This window comes from Streptomyces sp. RB17 (assembly GCF_009604455.1).
Lineage (GTDB): Bacteria > Actinomycetota > Actinomycetes > Streptomycetales > Streptomycetaceae > Streptomyces.
In genome coordinates this window covers 982823-998540 of sequence record NZ_WEGL01000001.1, presented here as the reverse complement: position 1 = coordinate 998540, position 15718 = coordinate 982823, and the positions used below count along the sequence as shown (strand labels likewise).

The following is a 15718-nucleotide window of genomic DNA, read 5'->3' as shown; positions in this document are numbered from 1 at the left end:
GGAAGGGCACCCGGTGTCCGCCGGCCTCAGCGGTTGTAGCGCATGAACGCGCGCACCATGTGGCACGTCGTGTCGGACGGCGGACGCATGCCGATCTCCTCCGCCGTGCTGCGGATCTTCTCGTCGCGGGCCTGGGCCGGGAAGTAGATGCCCGAGTCGAGCAGGGCTATGGCGAGGCGCATGGCCTTCAGACGGCGGTTGTGGGTGACATACCACTCGCGCGGCCGTCCGGCCGGCAGCGGCCGCTTCACCACGGGCTCGTAGGGCGAGTCGAACAGCACGGGGTGCTTGGCGGTGGACTGGGTGGGCAACGGCTTCGGCTTCAGGGCGGCAGCGGGCACGGGCATCCTCCTGTCGCGGTCAGGGCACCGTCCGGACAGTCCGGCGATGCCCTCGAACACTGCCTCCAGTCTACTGCCGGGCACTGACAATCGGTTGGCTACAGATGGTCGGTAAAGCCCCTGGTGGACACGGTGGTTGAGGTTCTGTGACAGCCGGTCGAGGAGGGGCTGCCGAGGCGTCGGAGAATCGAACAGACCCGGTACCGAGTACCGTGTCCCGCATGGAAATCTGGATCAACCCGGCCTGCTCCAAGTGCCGCAGCGCCATCAGCCTGCTCGACGCCGAGGGAGCCGAGTACACCGTCCGCCGCTATCTGGAGGACGTGCCGAGCGAGGACGAGATCAGGGCCGTGCTGGAGCGGCTGAACCTGGAGCCGTGGGACATCACCCGGACCGGCGAGGCGGTCGCCAAGGAGCTGGGGCTGAAGGACTGGCCGCGGGACGAGAACTCCCGGGACCGGTGGATCGCCGCGCTCTCCGGGCACCCCAAGCTCATCCAGCGCCCGATCATCACCGCCGACGACGGAACGGCCCTGGTCGCCCGCTCCGAGGACGCGGTACGGGAAGCCCTGTCCCACAACAAGGACTGAGCGGCCGCTCAACTCCGCTGTGACGCAGCCCACTTCACCGACTCCTGCAACCGCTGAGTAACCCCGTTCGGTATCTCGTACATAGCGGCGTACGCTCCCCTACCTCTTCAGGAGGCGCGCATGTCGCGCAGGAGAACTCTCGGTACGAAGAAGAAGATCGCGCTGCTCGTCGGTGCCGCGGCGGTGGCGGGCGGCGGGGCCTTCGCGCTCGCCACGACGTCCAACGCCGCCCAGCCCGCACAGGGCGCGAAGACCCTGTCCGCGGCGGACTCGACGGTGTGCCAGGGACTGGCCACGGCCCACGGCAACAACGACCGGTTCATCGCGGACCAAAAGGCTCATCCGGACGCGCAGTCGGCCGCCCGGATCGCCAACCGTGAGGCGGTCATCAAGCAGATCGAGCTCCAGCAGAAGGCGGCGGGTTGCACGGTTGGGGAGTCGGCTCAGGGCTCCCAGACCGGGCAGCAGACGCAGAACGGCCAGCAGGGCGCCGGACAGCAGGTCGGACAGCAAGGCACAGGCCAGCAGGGCGCAGGCCAGCAGAGCGCGCAGCCCTCGCAGTCCGCCGCCGCGGGGAGCAACGGCGGTGGCGCCGCCGCGGCCGCCGGCCAGCAGGTCTGCAACGGCTCCACGGTCACGCTCTCCGGTGAGGCCGGCGCGCCGGCCGCGTCCAGCAACCAGTTCCCGGCCGGGACGACGCTGAAGGTCACCAACCTGGACAACAACAAGTCCACGACGGTGAAGGTGACCTCGGTCTCCGGCAGCTGCGTGCTGCTCAACAACGCGGCCTTCGAACAGGTCAGGGAACCCGGCAAGTTCCTCATCCGGCACGCCCGGATCGAGAAGGTGGGGTGAGGTTCAGGGTCCGGACAGGAAATCCGTGAGGCGGCGGACCAGGACGGCAGGCGCGGCCTGCGGCAGTGCGTGGTGCGAGACGTCCGGCAGCACGGCCGTCTCCACGTGCGGCAGCAGCGCCTCCGCCCCGGCAGCCACCTCGCGGGAGTCGTGGGTCCTGCTGTTCGCCGCCACGAGCAGCAGGACCCGTGTCTCCAGCGCCCGCAGCGCGTCCGGCGCCGGGCGCGGGCCGGTCACCGGCTTCGCGGCCGGGAAGCCGGCGGCCGCCTCCTGGAGGGCGAGCCAGCCCGGGTCCAGGGCTGCCCCTCCCCCGGTCTCCCACTCCAGGAACGCGCGGACCCGGCGGGGCGTGGGCCGCAGCAGCATCGGCAGGGCGCGCAGCAGATACGCCGCCTTGTACCCGGCGAAGCACTGGGTCGGGTCCAGGAGGAACAGGCGGCGTGTCCGGTCGGGGGCATGCAGGGCGTGGTGCAGGGCGATCCAGCCGCCGTAGGAGTGGCCGCCCAGGTCGGCCGACGCGGCGCCCAGGCCGTCCAGCACCGCGTCCAGCCAGAGCGTCAGGTCGGCGACCGTACGGGGGTGGCGGTCGCCGGCCGGGACGCTCAGGCCCGGGGCGCCGATCACGTCGACCGCGTGCACCCGGCGCACCCGGGCCAGCTCCGCGACCTGGGCGTACCAGGAGACGGAGGTGGCCCCGCCGCCGCCCGGGAGCAGGACCAGCGGGGGCGCGTCGCGAGGGCCGCAGGAGTTGACGCGGGTGTCGCCGAAGGGCGTGGCGACCGTCAGCGCCTCCCGGTCGGCGGGCCATTTCGCCAACACCTTGTCGTACGCAACCCGGAAGGCCTCGCTGTCGTGTCCCGGCACCACACCGCCCCCTATTATCTCGCCCAGCAAGACATTCGCTCAGCGAGATAATAGCTTCGGAGGCCCCGCGTGCAGCGCGAGACGGAGATCGTCCACCTCTTGCGTGCCGTCGCCGTCGAACTCGGCCTGCACAGCGCCCGGTTCGCGCAGGCGAACGGCATGCACCCCACGGACGTACGCGCCCTGATCGCGCTCATGGACGCGCGGCGGGCCGGCGAGGAACTCACCGCCGGGCGGCTCGGGGCCGTGCTCGGGCTCAACTCGGCCGGGACGACCGCGCTGCTGGACCGGCTGGAGCGGGCAGGCCATGTCCGACGGGTGCGCGGCACGACCGACCGGCGGAAGGTCGTCGTCGAGGTGACGGAACACGCCGTGAGCCTCGGACAGGCGTCGTTCGGGCCGCTGATCGAGCGGTCGGTGGAGCTGCTGCGCGGCTACGACGACCACCAGCGGGCCGCGATCCGGGACTTCCTCGACGGGGTGCGGCAGGCCGCGGCGGAGGGCGCCCATACCCCTCCCGGCGACGCCTCACAACGTGAGCCGTGACACGGAACGACCAGGTAACACGGGGTTCACACGAGAGCAACGGACGGGAAATCGCCTGTTGACAGGCTGCCCGGCAGTTCGAGCGGCGCCCCAGTGCCGCAGCGCCGCAGCACCCGCACCGAGTGCGCCCGACCCCCGAAGGATGTGGCCCCGTGACCTTCAAGGCTGAGTACATCTGGATCGACGGCACCGCGCCGACGGCCAAGCTCCGTTCCAAGACGAAGATCATCGCGGGTACTCCGGCCGGTCTCGACGCGCTGCCCGTCTGGGGCTTCGACGGCTCCTCCACCAACCAGGCCGAGGGCCACTCCTCGGACTGCGTGCTCAAGCCGGTCTTCACCTGCCCGGACCCGATCCGCGGCGGCGACGACGTGCTGGTGCTGTGCGAGGTCCTGGACACGGACATGAAGCCGCACCCGTCCAACTCGCGGGCCGCGCTGGCCGAGGTCGCCGAGCGGTTCGCCGCTCAGGAGCCGGTCTTCGGCATCGAGCAGGAGTACACCTTCTTCGACGGCTCCCGCCCGCTGGGCTTCCCCGAGGGCGGCTTCCCGGCCCCGCAGGGCGGCTACTACTGCGGTGTCGGCGCCGACGAGATCTTCGGCCGTGACATCGTCGAGGCGCACCTGGAGAACTGCCTGAAGGCCGGCCTCGGCATCTCCGGCATCAACGCCGAGGTCATGCCGGGCCAGTGGGAGTTCCAGGTCGGCCCGCTCGCCCCGCTGGAGGTCTCCGACCAGCTGTGGGTGGCCCGCTGGCTGCTGTACCGCACCGCCGAGGACTTCGGCATCTCCGCGACCCTCGACCCCAAGCCGGTCAAGGGCGACTGGAACGGCGCGGGCGCGCACACCAACTTCTCGACCAAGGCCATGCGCGAGGGCTACGACGCGATCGTCACCGCGTGCGAGTCGCTCGGCGAGGGCTCCAAGCCGCTGGACCACGTCAAGAACTACGGCGCGGGCATCGACGAGCGCCTGACGGGTCTGCACGAGACCGCCCCGTGGGACAAGTTCTCCTACGGCGTCTCCGACCGCGGCGCCTCGGTCCGCATCCCGTGGCAGGTCGAGAAGGACGGCAAGGGCTACATCGAGGACCGCCGCCCGAACGCCAACGTCGACCCGTACGTGGTGACCCGCCTGCTGGTGGACACCTGCTGCACCGCACTGGAGAAGGCCGGCCAGGTCTGACCTCCCGCTTCGGGAAAGGGGCGCCCGCCGTCTTGGCGGGCGCCCCTGCTGCGTATCGTGCGCTGTCGTGGAGACCGATTTGGTGGTCGGCTCCGGAAGTCCTTCGGGGGTTCCCGCTCGGGGCACCGTCATCGTGTCCGTCGTGCGCTTGACCTTGACCTTTGGGGAAGCCGCACAGTGGTCGCGAGCGGGCGACCGCCCGGAACCAGGGAGCCGTCCATGGGCCTGGTCAGCATCGGTGAGTTCACGCGTCTGTCGCGTCTGTCGCCCAAGGCGCTGCGGCTGTACGACGAACTCGGGCTGCTGGTGCCCGCCCGCGTCGACCCGGACACCGGCTACCGCTGGTACGCGGCCACGCAACTCGATCAGGCCCGCCTGGTGGCCTCGCTGCGCCGGATCCGCGTCCCCTTGGCCCGGATCCGGGACATCCTGGCCCTGCACGCAGGGTCGGCCGCCGAGGAGATCCGCGCCTATTGGGCCGGAACCGAGGTCGAGCACGCCGCCCAGCGCGAACTGGTCGGCCGCCTCGTTGACCGCCTTCACGGAGAGAAGTCCGCCATGTACGAGGTCACCGTCCGCGACATGCCCGCCCGAAGCCTGCTCAGCGTCGTCCGCCGGGTGCACCAGGACGAGCTGGTGCCCATGGGGCGGGAGCTGTTCATCCACCGCCTGTGAGCGGCGACAGCGACGGCCCGGTCGAGTGGTGCCGGCCCGTCCCCGACGAGCAGGCCGGCCCGATCGCGGCCGGCTTCCCCGACCTCATCCTCCGCACGGATCCTGCCCATCAGGAGGCGTGCGTCCAACCGGAGACGCCCGGGCAGTGGGGCAGTGGGACCCAGGCCGAACTCGCCATCGAGGCGCTGGCCGCAGGGCCGCGCAGCAGCAGCGCCGGCCGTCCGGAGGCATCCGCCTCCTCCTCGTCCCCAAACCCGCGAGCGGGGGGACCGGACCGGACAGCGAGTTCGCCCTGCCGCTGCGCTGACCCGGGCTCAGGCCCGCACCCTGACGCCTCGGCCGGCCGGTCCGCGACACACAGGTGTACGCGGCCCGGCCGGCCATGCCTGACCCGGAAGATCGGCTGCCGCTCCACGATGCCTGCCTGCTCCGCCGTGCCCATGGTGGTCACCGCTTGTCCGGATACCGAGACACCATCTCGCGCAGGGGTCCTCTCCGGCGCCCGCGTCTGCTTCAATGAACCCATGGCCGGCTTCCAGGAGTACACCGCGACGGGTCGCCATGACCTCGAGCCCTTCTGGCCTTCCCGTCAGCACCACGATTTCGACCGGGTGTGTTGCCGCGCGGTGAACGCGCGGGCCCTCTAAAGCCGTACCCCCGGCCTTCGGCCAGCGCGAAGCGACGTACGTGTCCTGTCACGCCCCTCTCGCGCGAAAGAGCTGACCTCTCATGGCGATCACCCGTTCCCTGACCAGCCCCACCCCCGCCCGGCACCGGCTGCGCGCCGTCGACCGGGACGAGGTGGTCGACGTCGCGGACCTCCTGCCGCCGGGCGCCACCTGGCTGCCCGCGCCGCAGCACACCCTGCCCACCCTCCCCGGACAGCCGCCGATGGTCGGCTACCTGGTGCTGGTCCCGGCCGACCAGCGCCCGCCGTTCCTGCCGGTCGCGGTGCCGGACGAGCCGGAGACGGGCGCCGAGGCAGGCGGCGATGCGGGCGGGCGGCCGCTCGTGCGGATCGATCCCGCGCAGCGCACCGCCAGCGTCGACGGCCGTGAACTCGACCTCACCTACCTGGAGTTCGAGCTGCTCGCGCACCTGGTGGCCCATCCGCACCGGGTGCACACCCGCGACCAGCTGGTCACCACGGTGTGGGGCTACGGCCATGTCGGCGACGGCCGCACCGTCGACGTGCACATCGCCCGGCTGCGCCGCAAGCTGGGCGCCGAGCACCGGCAGACGATCCAGACGGTGCGCCGGGTGGGCTACAAGTACACCCCGCCGACCGGCCGCTGACCGCCCGTCGACAGGTCTTCTCTGCCCTCGGCAGAGTCCCGTACCGCCGGGCGCCCGGAGCGGGCACGATCACCGGTATGAGACTTCTGGTGCTGGGCGGTACGGAGTTCGTGGGACGGGCGGTCGCTCAGGCGGCGGTGGCGCGCGGCTGGGAGGTGACCGTCTTCCACCGGGGACGGCACCGGCCCCCGCCCGGAGTGCGGTCGCTGCACGGCGACCGCACCGCCCCGGACGGTCTCGCCGTGCTCGCCGCCGACCCGGGCGGCTGGGACGCCGTGATCGACACCTGGTCGGCGGAACCGCGTGCCGTGCTTGCGGCGGCACGGCTGCTGCGGGGCCGTGCCGCGCGGTACGTGTACGTCTCCAGCCGGTCGGTGTACGCCTGGCCCTGGCCCACCCTGGACGGCACCCCGGGGGCCGGGGCGCTGGTCGAGGGCGCCGCCGCCGACGCCGGGCCGACCGACTACGCGCGCGACAAGCGGGGCGGCGAGCTGGCCGCCGTGGAGGCGTTCGGCGAGGAGGACTCGCTGCTGGTGCGGGCCGGGCTGATCCTCGGCCCGCACGAGAACGTGGGCCGGCTGCCCTGGTGGCTGACCCGGATCGCCCGCGGCGGGCCGGTGCTGGCCCCCGGGCCGCGCGAGCTGCCGGTGCAGTTCATCGACGCCCGCGACCTGGCCGGCTGGCTCCTCGGGGCGGTCGAACAGTCGCTGAGCGGGCCGTACGACCTGATCGGCCCGCCCGGGCACGGCACCATGGGCGAGTTGCTCGACCAGTGCGTCCGGGTCACCGGCGCGGACGCCGAGCTGCGCTGGACCGACCCGGAGGTGATCCTGGCCGCCGGGATCGAACCGTGGACGGAGCTGCCGGTGTGGGTGCCGCCGGACACCGAGCTGTACGCGTGCGTGCACCGCACCGACGTGTCACGGGCGCTGGCGACCGGCCTGGTGTGCCGGCCGCCGGCGGAGACGGTCGCGGACACCTGGCGCTGGCTCACGGAGATCGGCGGCGAGGCGCCGATCCGGCCGGACCGGACTGCCACGGGCGTCGATCCGGAGGTGGAGGCAAGGGTCCTGGCCGGCGGCGGGGGTGTACCTGGCACCACCCCCGAAGAGGCGACTTCGGACGACTGACGCGCGTCCGGCCGTCGGCAAGACTGGCGGCATGAGCACCGACACCGACAGCGACGACTTCCGCAGCCGGGCCCGGAGCGCGGTGCTGGCCGCCGTACAGGGCCTGGCCCTGGCCCTGGCCGTGCTGCCCTGCGGTGTGGCGTTCCTCGTGCTGACCCTCGTCTCCGTCGCGCTCGTGCCGGTCGGCGTCGGGCTCGTCACGACTCCGGCGATCCTGACCGGCGTACGGGCGCTGGCGGATGCCCGCAGGAGGCTCGCGGCGGAGTGGTGCGGGGTGCGGATCCCGGCGGTGTACCGGCCGCTGCCCAGCAGCGCCAACCCCTGGACACGGACCTTCGCCCTGCTCGGGGACCCACAGGTCCGGCGGGACGTGCTGTGGCTGCCGGTGGACATGACGGCGGGCTTCGTCACCGCGCTGCTCCCGGCCCTGCTGCTGTTCTACCCGTTCGAGGGGTTCGCGGTGGCGGCCGGACTGTGGCGGGTGACGGACGGGCCGTACTGGTATCTGTTCGTGCCGGTCGACGGCCCCCTGACCGCGCTGGCCGCCGCCGCGCTGGCCGCCGGGCTCCTGGTCCTCGCCTTCCGCCACACCCCTCGGCTGATCCGCGTCCACTTCCATCTCACCCGGGCCGTCCTCAGCCCGGCCGACGCCGAACTCACCGAACGTGTGAGGGTGTTGACCGAGACCAGGCGCGACGCCGTCGACACCTCCGCCGCCGAGCTGCGGCGCATCGAGCGGGACCTGCACGACGGGGCGCAGGCCCGGCTGGTCGCCATGGGCATGGACCTGGGCACCATCGAGATGCTGGTGGAACGGGACCCGGCCCAGGCGAAGCGGCTGCTCGCCCAGGCCCGCCGGAACTCCGCCGAGGCCCTGGACGAGCTGCGCGACCTGGTGCGCGGCATCCACCCGCCGGTCCTCGCCGAACGGGGGCTCGGCGACGCCGTGCGGGCGCTGGCGTTGCGGCTGCCGCTGCCGGCCGAGGTGACCGTGGAGCTGCCCGGCCGGCCGGACGCGCCGGTCGAGTCGGCGGCCTACTTCGCGGTCAGCGAGGTGCTCACCAACGCCACCAAACACTCCGGCGCCGACCGGATCTGGGTCGACGTGCACCACACCGACGGCCGGCTGCGGATCACGGTCACCGACAACGGCAGGGGCGGCGCGGCGGTCGGCGCCGGGTCGGGTCTCGCCGGGGTCGAGCGCCGGCTCGGTACATTCGACGGCGTCCTGGCCGTCAGCAGCCCCGCCGGCGGCCCCACCCTGGTGACCATGGAGATCCCGTGCGCGTTGTCCTAGCCGAAGACCTCTTCCTGCTGCGCGACGGGCTGGTGCGGATGCTGGAGGCGTTCGGCTTCGAGATCGCGGCCGCCGTCGAGTCCGGTCCCGAACTCACCCGGGCACTCGCCGAGTCGGACCCGGACGTGGCCGTGGTCGACGTACGGCTGCCGCCCACGCACACCGACGAGGGCCTGCAGTGCGCGCTCGCGGCCCGCAAGGCCCGGCCCGGGCTGCCGGTGCTGGTCCTCTCCCAGCACGTGGAGCAGCTGTACGCGCGCGAGCTGCTCGCCGACGGCAACGGCGGGATCGGGTATCTGCTCAAGGACCGGGTGTTCGACGCCGAGCAGTTCATCGACGCCGTACGGCGGGTCGCGGCCGGGGGTACGGCGATGGACCCGCAGGTGATCCAGCAGCTGCTGTCCCGGCGGGCCGGCGGCGACCGGCCGCTCGCGGGCCTCACCCCGCGCGAGCTGGAGGTGCTGGAGCTGATGGCGCAGGGCCGGTCGAACGCGGGCATCGCGGCCCAGCTGGTGGTGACCGAACGCGCCGTGGCCAAGCACACCTCCAACATCTTCACCAAGCTGGGCCTGGAGGTGTCGGACGACGACAACCGGCGCGTGCTGGCCGTCCTCGCCTATCTGGACCGGGACCGCTGACCTGCCAACTCGCCTGTTCTGCGAGGAATTTGTGAGACCGGTGAACACCTCTGGGGCGGCGTCCGTATGGAAGGGCGCCGCTTCACTCCTGTCGGGCGCCTCGATGCTGCCCCGCAAGGAAGTCAGAGGAGTTCCATGGGACGCAACACACGAAAACGCCGTACGCCGCTGGCCACCAAGGCCATAGCCGCATCGGCGGCCCTAGCGCTCGGTGGGGGCGGGCTGATCTGGGCGAACTTCTACGCCTCTGCGCACGAGTCGAACAACCAGACGTGGGGAGGCAATCAGACGAAGGCCGCGACGGCGCAGGTCGCGACCATCTCGTGCCCGGACGTCGGCCAGAAACTGACCAACGTCCCCTGGCGGGCCCGCCAGGGCGTGGCGACGGAGCTGTCGAACCTCGACAAGCAGATCACCGAGGCCTACACCCGGCTCGCCTCCACGCGCGACGCGCAGACCAAGGACCCGAGCTTCGTGCAGAACGCGATCGTCGGCCCGCTCAAGGAGAAGCGGGCGGCGACGATCGACCGGATCCGCATCGACATCCAGCGGGTCGGTGGTTCCTTCGACAACGCGATCAAGCAGCTCGCCGCCTGTACGACGCAGACCGCCGACCAGACCACCGCTGGGGGGAACAGCGATGGCCAGCAGCAGAACAACGGCGGTCAGCAGCAGGGCGGTCAGCAACAAGGTGGCCAGCAGCAGGGCGGTCAGCAGCAGGGCGGTCAGCAGCAGGGCAACAACGGTGGCCAGGGCGGTGACGGGCCCTCCGCGGCGGACTTCGTGGACATCACCAAGGTCGCACCGAACGTCCTGTCCAAGCCGAACAAGACCCCCAACGCCTCGACGGGCACCTTCACCACGCGCTGCGGTGTGAACGCCAACCAGAACCACAACAGCGACAACGTGATCGTCGCGCCCGGTGTGACCAACGGTGCCCACCACGTGCACGACTACGTCGGCAACCAGAAGGTCAACGCGTTCTCCAGCAACCAGACGTTCCTGCAGGGCGGCAGCAGCTGCCAGAACCGGAACGACCTGTCGGCGTACTACTGGCCGGTCATCCGCGAGCAGGACGGCACCCAGGAGAAGGACGCGAACGCGGACGGCGGTGGCAAGGACCTCAACGTCGGCAAGATCCTGGTCGCCCAGCAGGCCCAGATCAAGTACGTGGGCAGCCCGGCGAGCAAGGTCGTCGCGATGCCGCAGTTCCTGCGGATCATCACCGGTGACGCCAAGGCGGCCACCAACGGCACGGCCAACGCCAACGCGCACTGGAGCTGCACCGGCTTCGAGAACAGGGTGCAGCTGACGGACAAGTACCCGATCTGTCCGACGGGCAGCAAGGTGGTGCGCACGTTCGCCTTCCAGAGCTGCTGGGACGGCCAGAACATCGACAGCGCCAACCACCGTACGCACGTGGCGTTCGCCGACCCCGGGAGCGGTGTCTGCCCGAACGGCTTCAAGGCGATCCCGCAGCTGACGATGCGTCTGGTGTACAACGTGCCGCAGCCGGTCGTCCAGGCGGACGGCACGGTGAAGAACGCCTACGCCGTCGACGGCTTCCCGGAGCAGCTGCACAAGGCGATCACCGACCACGACGACTTCATCAGCGTCACGACCGGCGGTCTGGCCAACAAGATCGCCGACTGCATCAACCGCGGGCAGAACTGCGCATGACCTTCTGACCCGGGCCATGAACAAGGCCGGTGACGGATCCCCCTCCCGTCACCGGCCTTCCCGTGTGTCTCAGCCGCCGTGCCCGGCGTGGGCGGCGTGGTTCGTGCCGATCTCCACGTCCCCGCCGAGGGTGCCGCGCAGCGCCTTGACGACCCCGTCGTCGCCGACGGCGACCCACTTGCGGCCCACGAGGTAGTAACCGCCGTAGTCCTTCGCGTCGTTGATCCACTCGCGCTGCCCGCGGTCGGTGGCGAAGGTGGCGAGGATGAACCGGCCGTCGCCGTTCCTGCAGATGGCCTGGCGGATGTCGTCGGCGTCGGTCTGCATGTTCGGCGTGCACTTCACCTCGGCGGCCAGGCTCTCCAGGCTGCCGGTCGCGGCGGGCGGGACCGCCTTGGTGTCACCGCCCGAACCGCAGCCCGCCAGCGCCAGTACGGCCACGGCGGCCGGCAGCAGTCGTGTCACCCTCATCAGTTCCTCCGGTCCAGTGGGCCAAGCATGCCTCAGCTCCTTCGGATACGGCCCCGGGCCTCCGTATGCTCAAATCCGGTGACCGGGTGTGCGACCGGCGTCCCATCTGCCGAATCACCCATCCGGTGGTGACCAACCCACGACTCGCTCGTTCTCCATGACGTGCAGTCACAGGATGTAGCCCAGCGTCACGCACCCACCTCCGAGAACACCGGACCGGTCGATGTCGAGCAGGCCGAGGCCGCGCTCGTCGAGCACTATCCACGGCTGGTCCGGATCGCCTATCTGGTGCTGCCTGCGAGTCTCGGCCGCAGCCGCCGGGTACTGACCGCACACGCGCTCGTCCAGCGCGCCCTGCCTAGAGGCCGGGGGCAGCAGCCCGTGATCCCTGCCCAGACCCCCGGGCGGGACGACGACCCCGGGTACGCCTTCCTGCGCGAGCGCGTCGTGCGTGGGGCCCTGGAGGCGGCCCGGCCCCGCAAGGGCCTGCCCCGGCTGTCCCAGCTGCCGCCGCTGCTGCCCCAGGTGTGGGGACTGAAACTGTTCCCGCGCTCGGGCGGCGCCGACGAACTCGCCCTGGACCAGCGGCTGTCCGCCCTGTCCGGCCCGGCCCGCGCCGCGTATGTGCTGCGCGGCCTGGAGAAGCTGTCCGACGCCGAGATCCGGGGACTGCTCACCGCGGTCGGGGTGGACGACGCGGGCGGCGCGCTGGCCTCGGCGAACGGCGTGCCCACCCAGCCGGCGCTGCTCTCCTCCGCCGAGTTCGACCCCTGTCTGCTGCAGGCCAGGCCGACCGATCTGATGCGCCGCCGCCAGCACACCAAGGCCGCCCTGGCCGCCGCCGCGGCGCTCGCGGTGTGCGGGGCGCTGCTCACCCTGCCCTCGGGCGGCTGGGGCCCGGACGGCGCCGCCGCGCCCGTCTACGCCGAGAACCCTGCCGCCGAGGCCGCCCTCGACCCCGCCCGGCTGATCCAGGTCTCCCCCGCCGATTGGAAGTCCGCCGCCCGCACCGACTTCTCGGTGTGGCCCGCGCGCGGCCCGCTCACCGGGGACACGGCCCTGCTGCGCCGCGCCCTCGCGGTGTGGGCCCGCCCCGGCGCGACGGTCCGCGTGTCGGCGACCCCCGGCACCCAGACCGGCGGCCCGGCCGGCCCGCCCCAGCTGCTGTACGCGGGCCAGGTCGCGGGCGCCCGCGTGGTGATGCTCTACGACGGTCTGCGCATCGCCCGTTACGCCGAACCGGCCGACGGCACCCAGGGCGCGGCCCTCGACCTCGCCCGGGCCGACGGCGCGACCGGCGCCGAGGCGAGCGCGCTGGTGCTGGGCCGCTCCGACGGCAACGTCCAGTACCTGACCGCGCCCTGGGTGAAGAAGGTGGCCACCCGGAACCTGACGAAGCCGGACTCGGCCGCGACCCGGGTGACGGTCACGGACGGCGTCACCGCGCCGCTGGCCAGCTCCGCGCTGCAGCCCGGCAGGTGCACCTCCTGGACCGCGCTCCAGCTGACCGGCGCCTCCGGCACCGTACTCACCACCGACCTGGGCGAGCTGGTACCGGCCCACCTGACCGCGGGGCGGCCCGGTTCGCCCGGCGAGGCGTCCGGGTCCGCCGGGCTGCGGGCCTGGGCGCCGTTCGCCTGCGCGCTGAACGCGGAGCGCTCCGGCGGGGTGCGCAGCGTCAACGCCTGGTCGTTCGCCGACCAGCCGCTGCCCGACGGCAGCGGGTCGGCCGCCTGGGTGTGCGCCAGGGCCGAGACCTGGCGCGGCGACGGTACGGGCTCGCTGGCCCTGTTCGGTCTGCCGGGCCATCCGGTCGGCGCCGTGGTCGCCAGGGGCACGGACGCGCGGTCCTGCGGTCCGCGTGATCCCCATGTGCTCGCCGGGGTGCTGTGGAAGTCCGCAGCCGGGCACTGGTATCTGCTGGCGGCGGGCGACAAGGACACGGCGTCGATCCGGGCGGGCGGCGCCGTCACCGCGGCCGGACAGGGGCAGTTCCTGGTGGCCCGGACCAAGCAGGGCGCCCGGGCCACGCTGAAGGCCACGCTGGCGGACGGAACCGAGGTCGGCGGGCTGCGGTAGGGCGGTTGCGGCAGCTCTGCATCGACACCGCTGGCTCATCGACAGTGACAGCCTTTATTGACACCGACGTAAACAAGCGCCGTCCCAGGGGTTCTCAGCGGGCCTACCCGTCAGTACATTGACGCCATGTCTAACACGCAGGCCCGGGTGCCGCTCAAGGCACGCAAGGTGTCCTTCTCCTGGGACGGCACGCCGTTGCACTGGGTGCCGGAGGATCCGTTCACCACGCACACCATCAACGTGCTGCACCTGCTGCTGCCCGCCGGTGAGCGGTGGTTCGTGCATGTGTACAAGCAGGTGCTGCCGTACATCCGCGACGAGCGGCTCCGCGAGGACGTCATCGGGTTCATCGGCCAGGAGGCCATGCACTCGCAGGCCCACGACGAGGTGCTGCCGCACCTGCGCGAGCAGGGCCTCGACCCGACGCCGTACACCGCGCAGGTCGACTGGTTCTTCGAGAAGCTGCTCGGCGACCGCACGCTGCCGCCGGGCAGGCCGCGCCGGTGGTGGCTGATGGAGCGGGTCGCGCTCATCGCGGCCATCGAGCACTACACCGCGTTCCTCGGCAACTGGGTGCTCAACGCGGACGAGTTGGACCGCCGCGGAGCCGACCCGACCATGCTGGACCTGCTGCGCTGGCACGGCGCGGAGGAGGTCGAGCACCGCTCGGTCGCCTTCGAGCTGTTCCTGCACGTCGACGGCAGCTACCGCCGGCGCGTACGGACCTGGGCCACGGCCTTCACGGCACTGGTGTTCCTGTGGCAGCGCGGGGCGCGGTTCTTCATGGAGAACGACCCGACCCTGATCGACGGCAAGGCGTCCTTCAAGGACTTCTACGTCCGTGGCAGGCGGGGCGTACTCCCCTCGACCGGAGACATGATCCGCTCCATCCCCCGCTACCTGAGCCGCGACTACCACCCCTCGCAGGAGGGCGACACCGAGCAGGCCGTCGCCTACCTGGCCGCCTCGCCCGCCGCGACGGCGGCGGAGAAGAGGGCCGCCTGATGCCGAAGCTGCGTACTGTCGTACTCGCCGCGGGTGCCGCCCTGCTGGCCCGGCGGGCCCTGCGCCGCCGGATCCAGGCCTCGCCGCTGTGGCCGATGCCCGCGCTGGAGGAGCCCACCTCGGGCCGGCCGCGCTCGCGGGCCCTACGGCTGTTGGTGACCTCGCACGAGACGATCGCCGACGGCGTCGTCCAACTCCGCCTGGAAGGCCGGGACTTGCCGCGCTGGGAGCCCGGCGCGCATCTCGACCTCGTCCTGCCGTCCGGACTCGTGCGGCAGTACTCGTTGTGCGGCGACCCCGAGGACACCTCCTCGTACACCGTCGCGACCCGGCTGGTCGCGGACGGGCGGGGCGGCTCGCGCGAGGTGCACGAGCAGGTGACGGAGGGCATGGAGCTGGAGGTGCGGGGGCCGCGGAACCGCTTCCCGCTGGTCGAGGCGGAGTCGTACGTCTTCGTCGCCGGCGGGATCGGGATCACCCCGCTGCTGGCGATGCTGCGGACACTTCCGGAGAACGCCGACTGGCGGTTGCTGTACGCGGGGCGCGACAGGGCCTCGATGCCGTTCCTGGAGGAGGTCGAGAAGCTGGGCCGGATGGGGGTCCCCCCGGGCGAGCGAAGCCGAGCCTGGGGGAGGGTGACCGTCGTGGAGGGGCGGCCGGACCTCGATGCGCTGGAGGTGGGCGAGGGCGCTGCCGTCTACTGTTGCGGCCCCGAGGGACTCATGACGGCCGTCGCGGCCCGCTTCCCGGACGTCCGCCTCGAACGGTTCGCGCCCCGTGCGTCGTCCGACGGCAACGCGGAGTTCGAGCTCGAACTCAGGCGCAGCGGACGGACGTTGGCCGTTCCCGCCGACTCCACCGTGCTGGCCGCCGTGCGCCGGGAACTGCCGGACACCGCCTACTCCTGCGAGCAGGGCTTCTGCGGGACCTGCCAACAGCGGGTGCTGGAAGGGGAGATCGACCACCGCGACGAGCTGCTGACCGACGAGGAGCGCGCCGACTCGATGCTGATCTGCGTCTCGCGAGCCCGCGGCGATCGTTTGGTGCTCGACATGTGAACGCCTGCG

At 72.1% G+C, this 15718-nt stretch carries 17 protein-coding genes; 14 read left to right on the top strand and 3 right to left on the bottom strand.

Annotated features, from left to right (window positions below):
* Positions 1–26: 26 nt before the first annotated feature.
* On the bottom strand, positions 27–341 hold the full coding sequence (locus tag SRB17_RS04605) for a hypothetical protein (RefSeq protein ID WP_323374968.1): 315 nt from the start codon (positions 339–341) through the stop codon (positions 27–29).
* Between the two features lie 221 nt (positions 342–562).
* Here SRB17_RS04605 and SRB17_RS04600 point away from each other — a divergent pair, with 221 nt between their 5' ends.
* Both SRB17_RS04600 and SRB17_RS04595 read left to right on the top strand, forming a co-directional pair.
* Positions 563–931: an arsenate reductase family protein gene (locus SRB17_RS04600; RefSeq protein WP_153534760.1), complete on the top strand. Its 369-nt coding sequence runs from the start codon at positions 563–565 to the stop codon at positions 929–931.
* 120 nt (positions 932–1051) lie between these two features.
* Positions 1052–1786, top strand: coding sequence for a hypothetical protein (locus SRB17_RS04595; protein WP_153534758.1), 735 nt, complete (start codon positions 1052–1054; stop codon positions 1784–1786).
* 3 nt (positions 1787–1789) lie between these two features.
* Here SRB17_RS04595 and SRB17_RS04590 read toward each other — a convergent pair whose 3' ends face one another.
* On the bottom strand, positions 1790–2650 hold the full coding sequence (locus SRB17_RS04590) for an alpha/beta fold hydrolase (protein WP_323374967.1): 861 nt from the start codon (positions 2648–2650) through the stop codon (positions 1790–1792).
* 69 nt (positions 2651–2719) lie between these two features.
* Between SRB17_RS04590 and SRB17_RS04585 the strand changes: the two genes are divergently transcribed.
* The 9 genes from SRB17_RS04585 to SRB17_RS04550 all read left to right on the top strand — a co-directional run bounded on the left by SRB17_RS04585 (position 2720) and on the right by SRB17_RS04550 (position 11096).
* Positions 2720–3196 (top strand): MarR family winged helix-turn-helix transcriptional regulator, encoded by a 477-nt coding sequence (locus SRB17_RS04585; protein ID WP_323374966.1) that lies wholly within the window; start codon positions 2720–2722, stop codon positions 3194–3196.
* A 152-nt stretch (positions 3197–3348) separates the two neighbouring features.
* Positions 3349–4380, top strand: coding sequence for a glutamine synthetase (glnII, locus tag SRB17_RS04580; RefSeq protein WP_323374965.1), 1032 nt, complete (start codon positions 3349–3351; stop codon positions 4378–4380).
* Positions 4381–4599: 219 nt separating this feature from the next.
* Positions 4600–5055 (top strand): MerR family transcriptional regulator, encoded by a 456-nt coding sequence (locus SRB17_RS04575; RefSeq protein WP_153534757.1) that lies wholly within the window; start codon positions 4600–4602, stop codon positions 5053–5055.
* A gap of 440 nt (positions 5056–5495) precedes the next feature.
* On the top strand, positions 5496–5702 hold the full coding sequence (locus SRB17_RS45985) for a hypothetical protein (RefSeq protein ID WP_228395831.1): 207 nt from the start codon (positions 5496–5498) through the stop codon (positions 5700–5702).
* Between the two features lie 82 nt (positions 5703–5784).
* Positions 5785–6351 (top strand): winged helix-turn-helix domain-containing protein, encoded by a 567-nt coding sequence (locus SRB17_RS04570; protein WP_153534755.1) that lies wholly within the window; start codon positions 5785–5787, stop codon positions 6349–6351.
* Between the two features lie 77 nt (positions 6352–6428).
* Complete coding sequence (locus tag SRB17_RS04565) at positions 6429–7481, top strand: NAD-dependent epimerase/dehydratase family protein (protein WP_153534753.1); 1053 nt, start codon at positions 6429–6431, stop codon at positions 7479–7481.
* A gap of 31 nt (positions 7482–7512) precedes the next feature.
* Entirely contained in the window at positions 7513–8778 is a 1266-nt protein-coding gene (locus SRB17_RS04560) for a sensor histidine kinase (RefSeq protein WP_153534751.1), read from the top strand.
* Positions 8763–9416 carry a response regulator transcription factor gene (locus tag SRB17_RS04555; protein ID WP_323374964.1) on the top strand — a complete coding sequence of 218 codons (654 nt, stop codon included), beginning with the start codon at positions 8763–8765 and terminating at the stop codon, positions 9414–9416. Before SRB17_RS04560 ends, SRB17_RS04555 begins: the two co-directional genes overlap by 16 nt.
* Before the next feature lie 135 nt (positions 9417–9551).
* A complete protein-coding gene (locus SRB17_RS04550) occupies positions 9552–11096 on the top strand; it encodes a DUF1996 domain-containing protein (protein ID WP_153534749.1) in 1545 nt (514 codons plus the stop codon).
* Positions 11097–11165: 69 nt separating this feature from the next.
* On the opposite strand, the gene SRB17_RS04545 is transcribed toward SRB17_RS04550, so the two are convergent.
* On the bottom strand, positions 11166–11567 hold the full coding sequence (locus tag SRB17_RS04545) for a hypothetical protein (RefSeq protein WP_153534747.1): 402 nt from the start codon (positions 11565–11567) through the stop codon (positions 11166–11168).
* Between the two features lie 162 nt (positions 11568–11729).
* On the opposite strand from SRB17_RS04545, the gene SRB17_RS04540 reads away from it, so the two are divergent.
* From SRB17_RS04540 to SRB17_RS04530, 3 genes are all read left to right on the top strand, one after another.
* Positions 11730–13646, top strand: coding sequence for a hypothetical protein (locus SRB17_RS04540; RefSeq protein ID WP_323374963.1), 1917 nt, complete (start codon positions 11730–11732; stop codon positions 13644–13646).
* Positions 13647–13772: 126 nt separating this feature from the next.
* Positions 13773–14651: a metal-dependent hydrolase gene (locus SRB17_RS04535; RefSeq protein ID WP_153534745.1), complete on the top strand. Its 879-nt coding sequence runs from the start codon at positions 13773–13775 to the stop codon at positions 14649–14651.
* Positions 14651–15709 (top strand): PDR/VanB family oxidoreductase, encoded by a 1059-nt coding sequence (locus SRB17_RS04530; protein ID WP_153534743.1) that lies wholly within the window; start codon positions 14651–14653, stop codon positions 15707–15709. Before SRB17_RS04535 ends, SRB17_RS04530 begins: the two co-directional genes overlap by 1 nt.
* Positions 15710–15718: the final 9 nt, after the last annotated feature.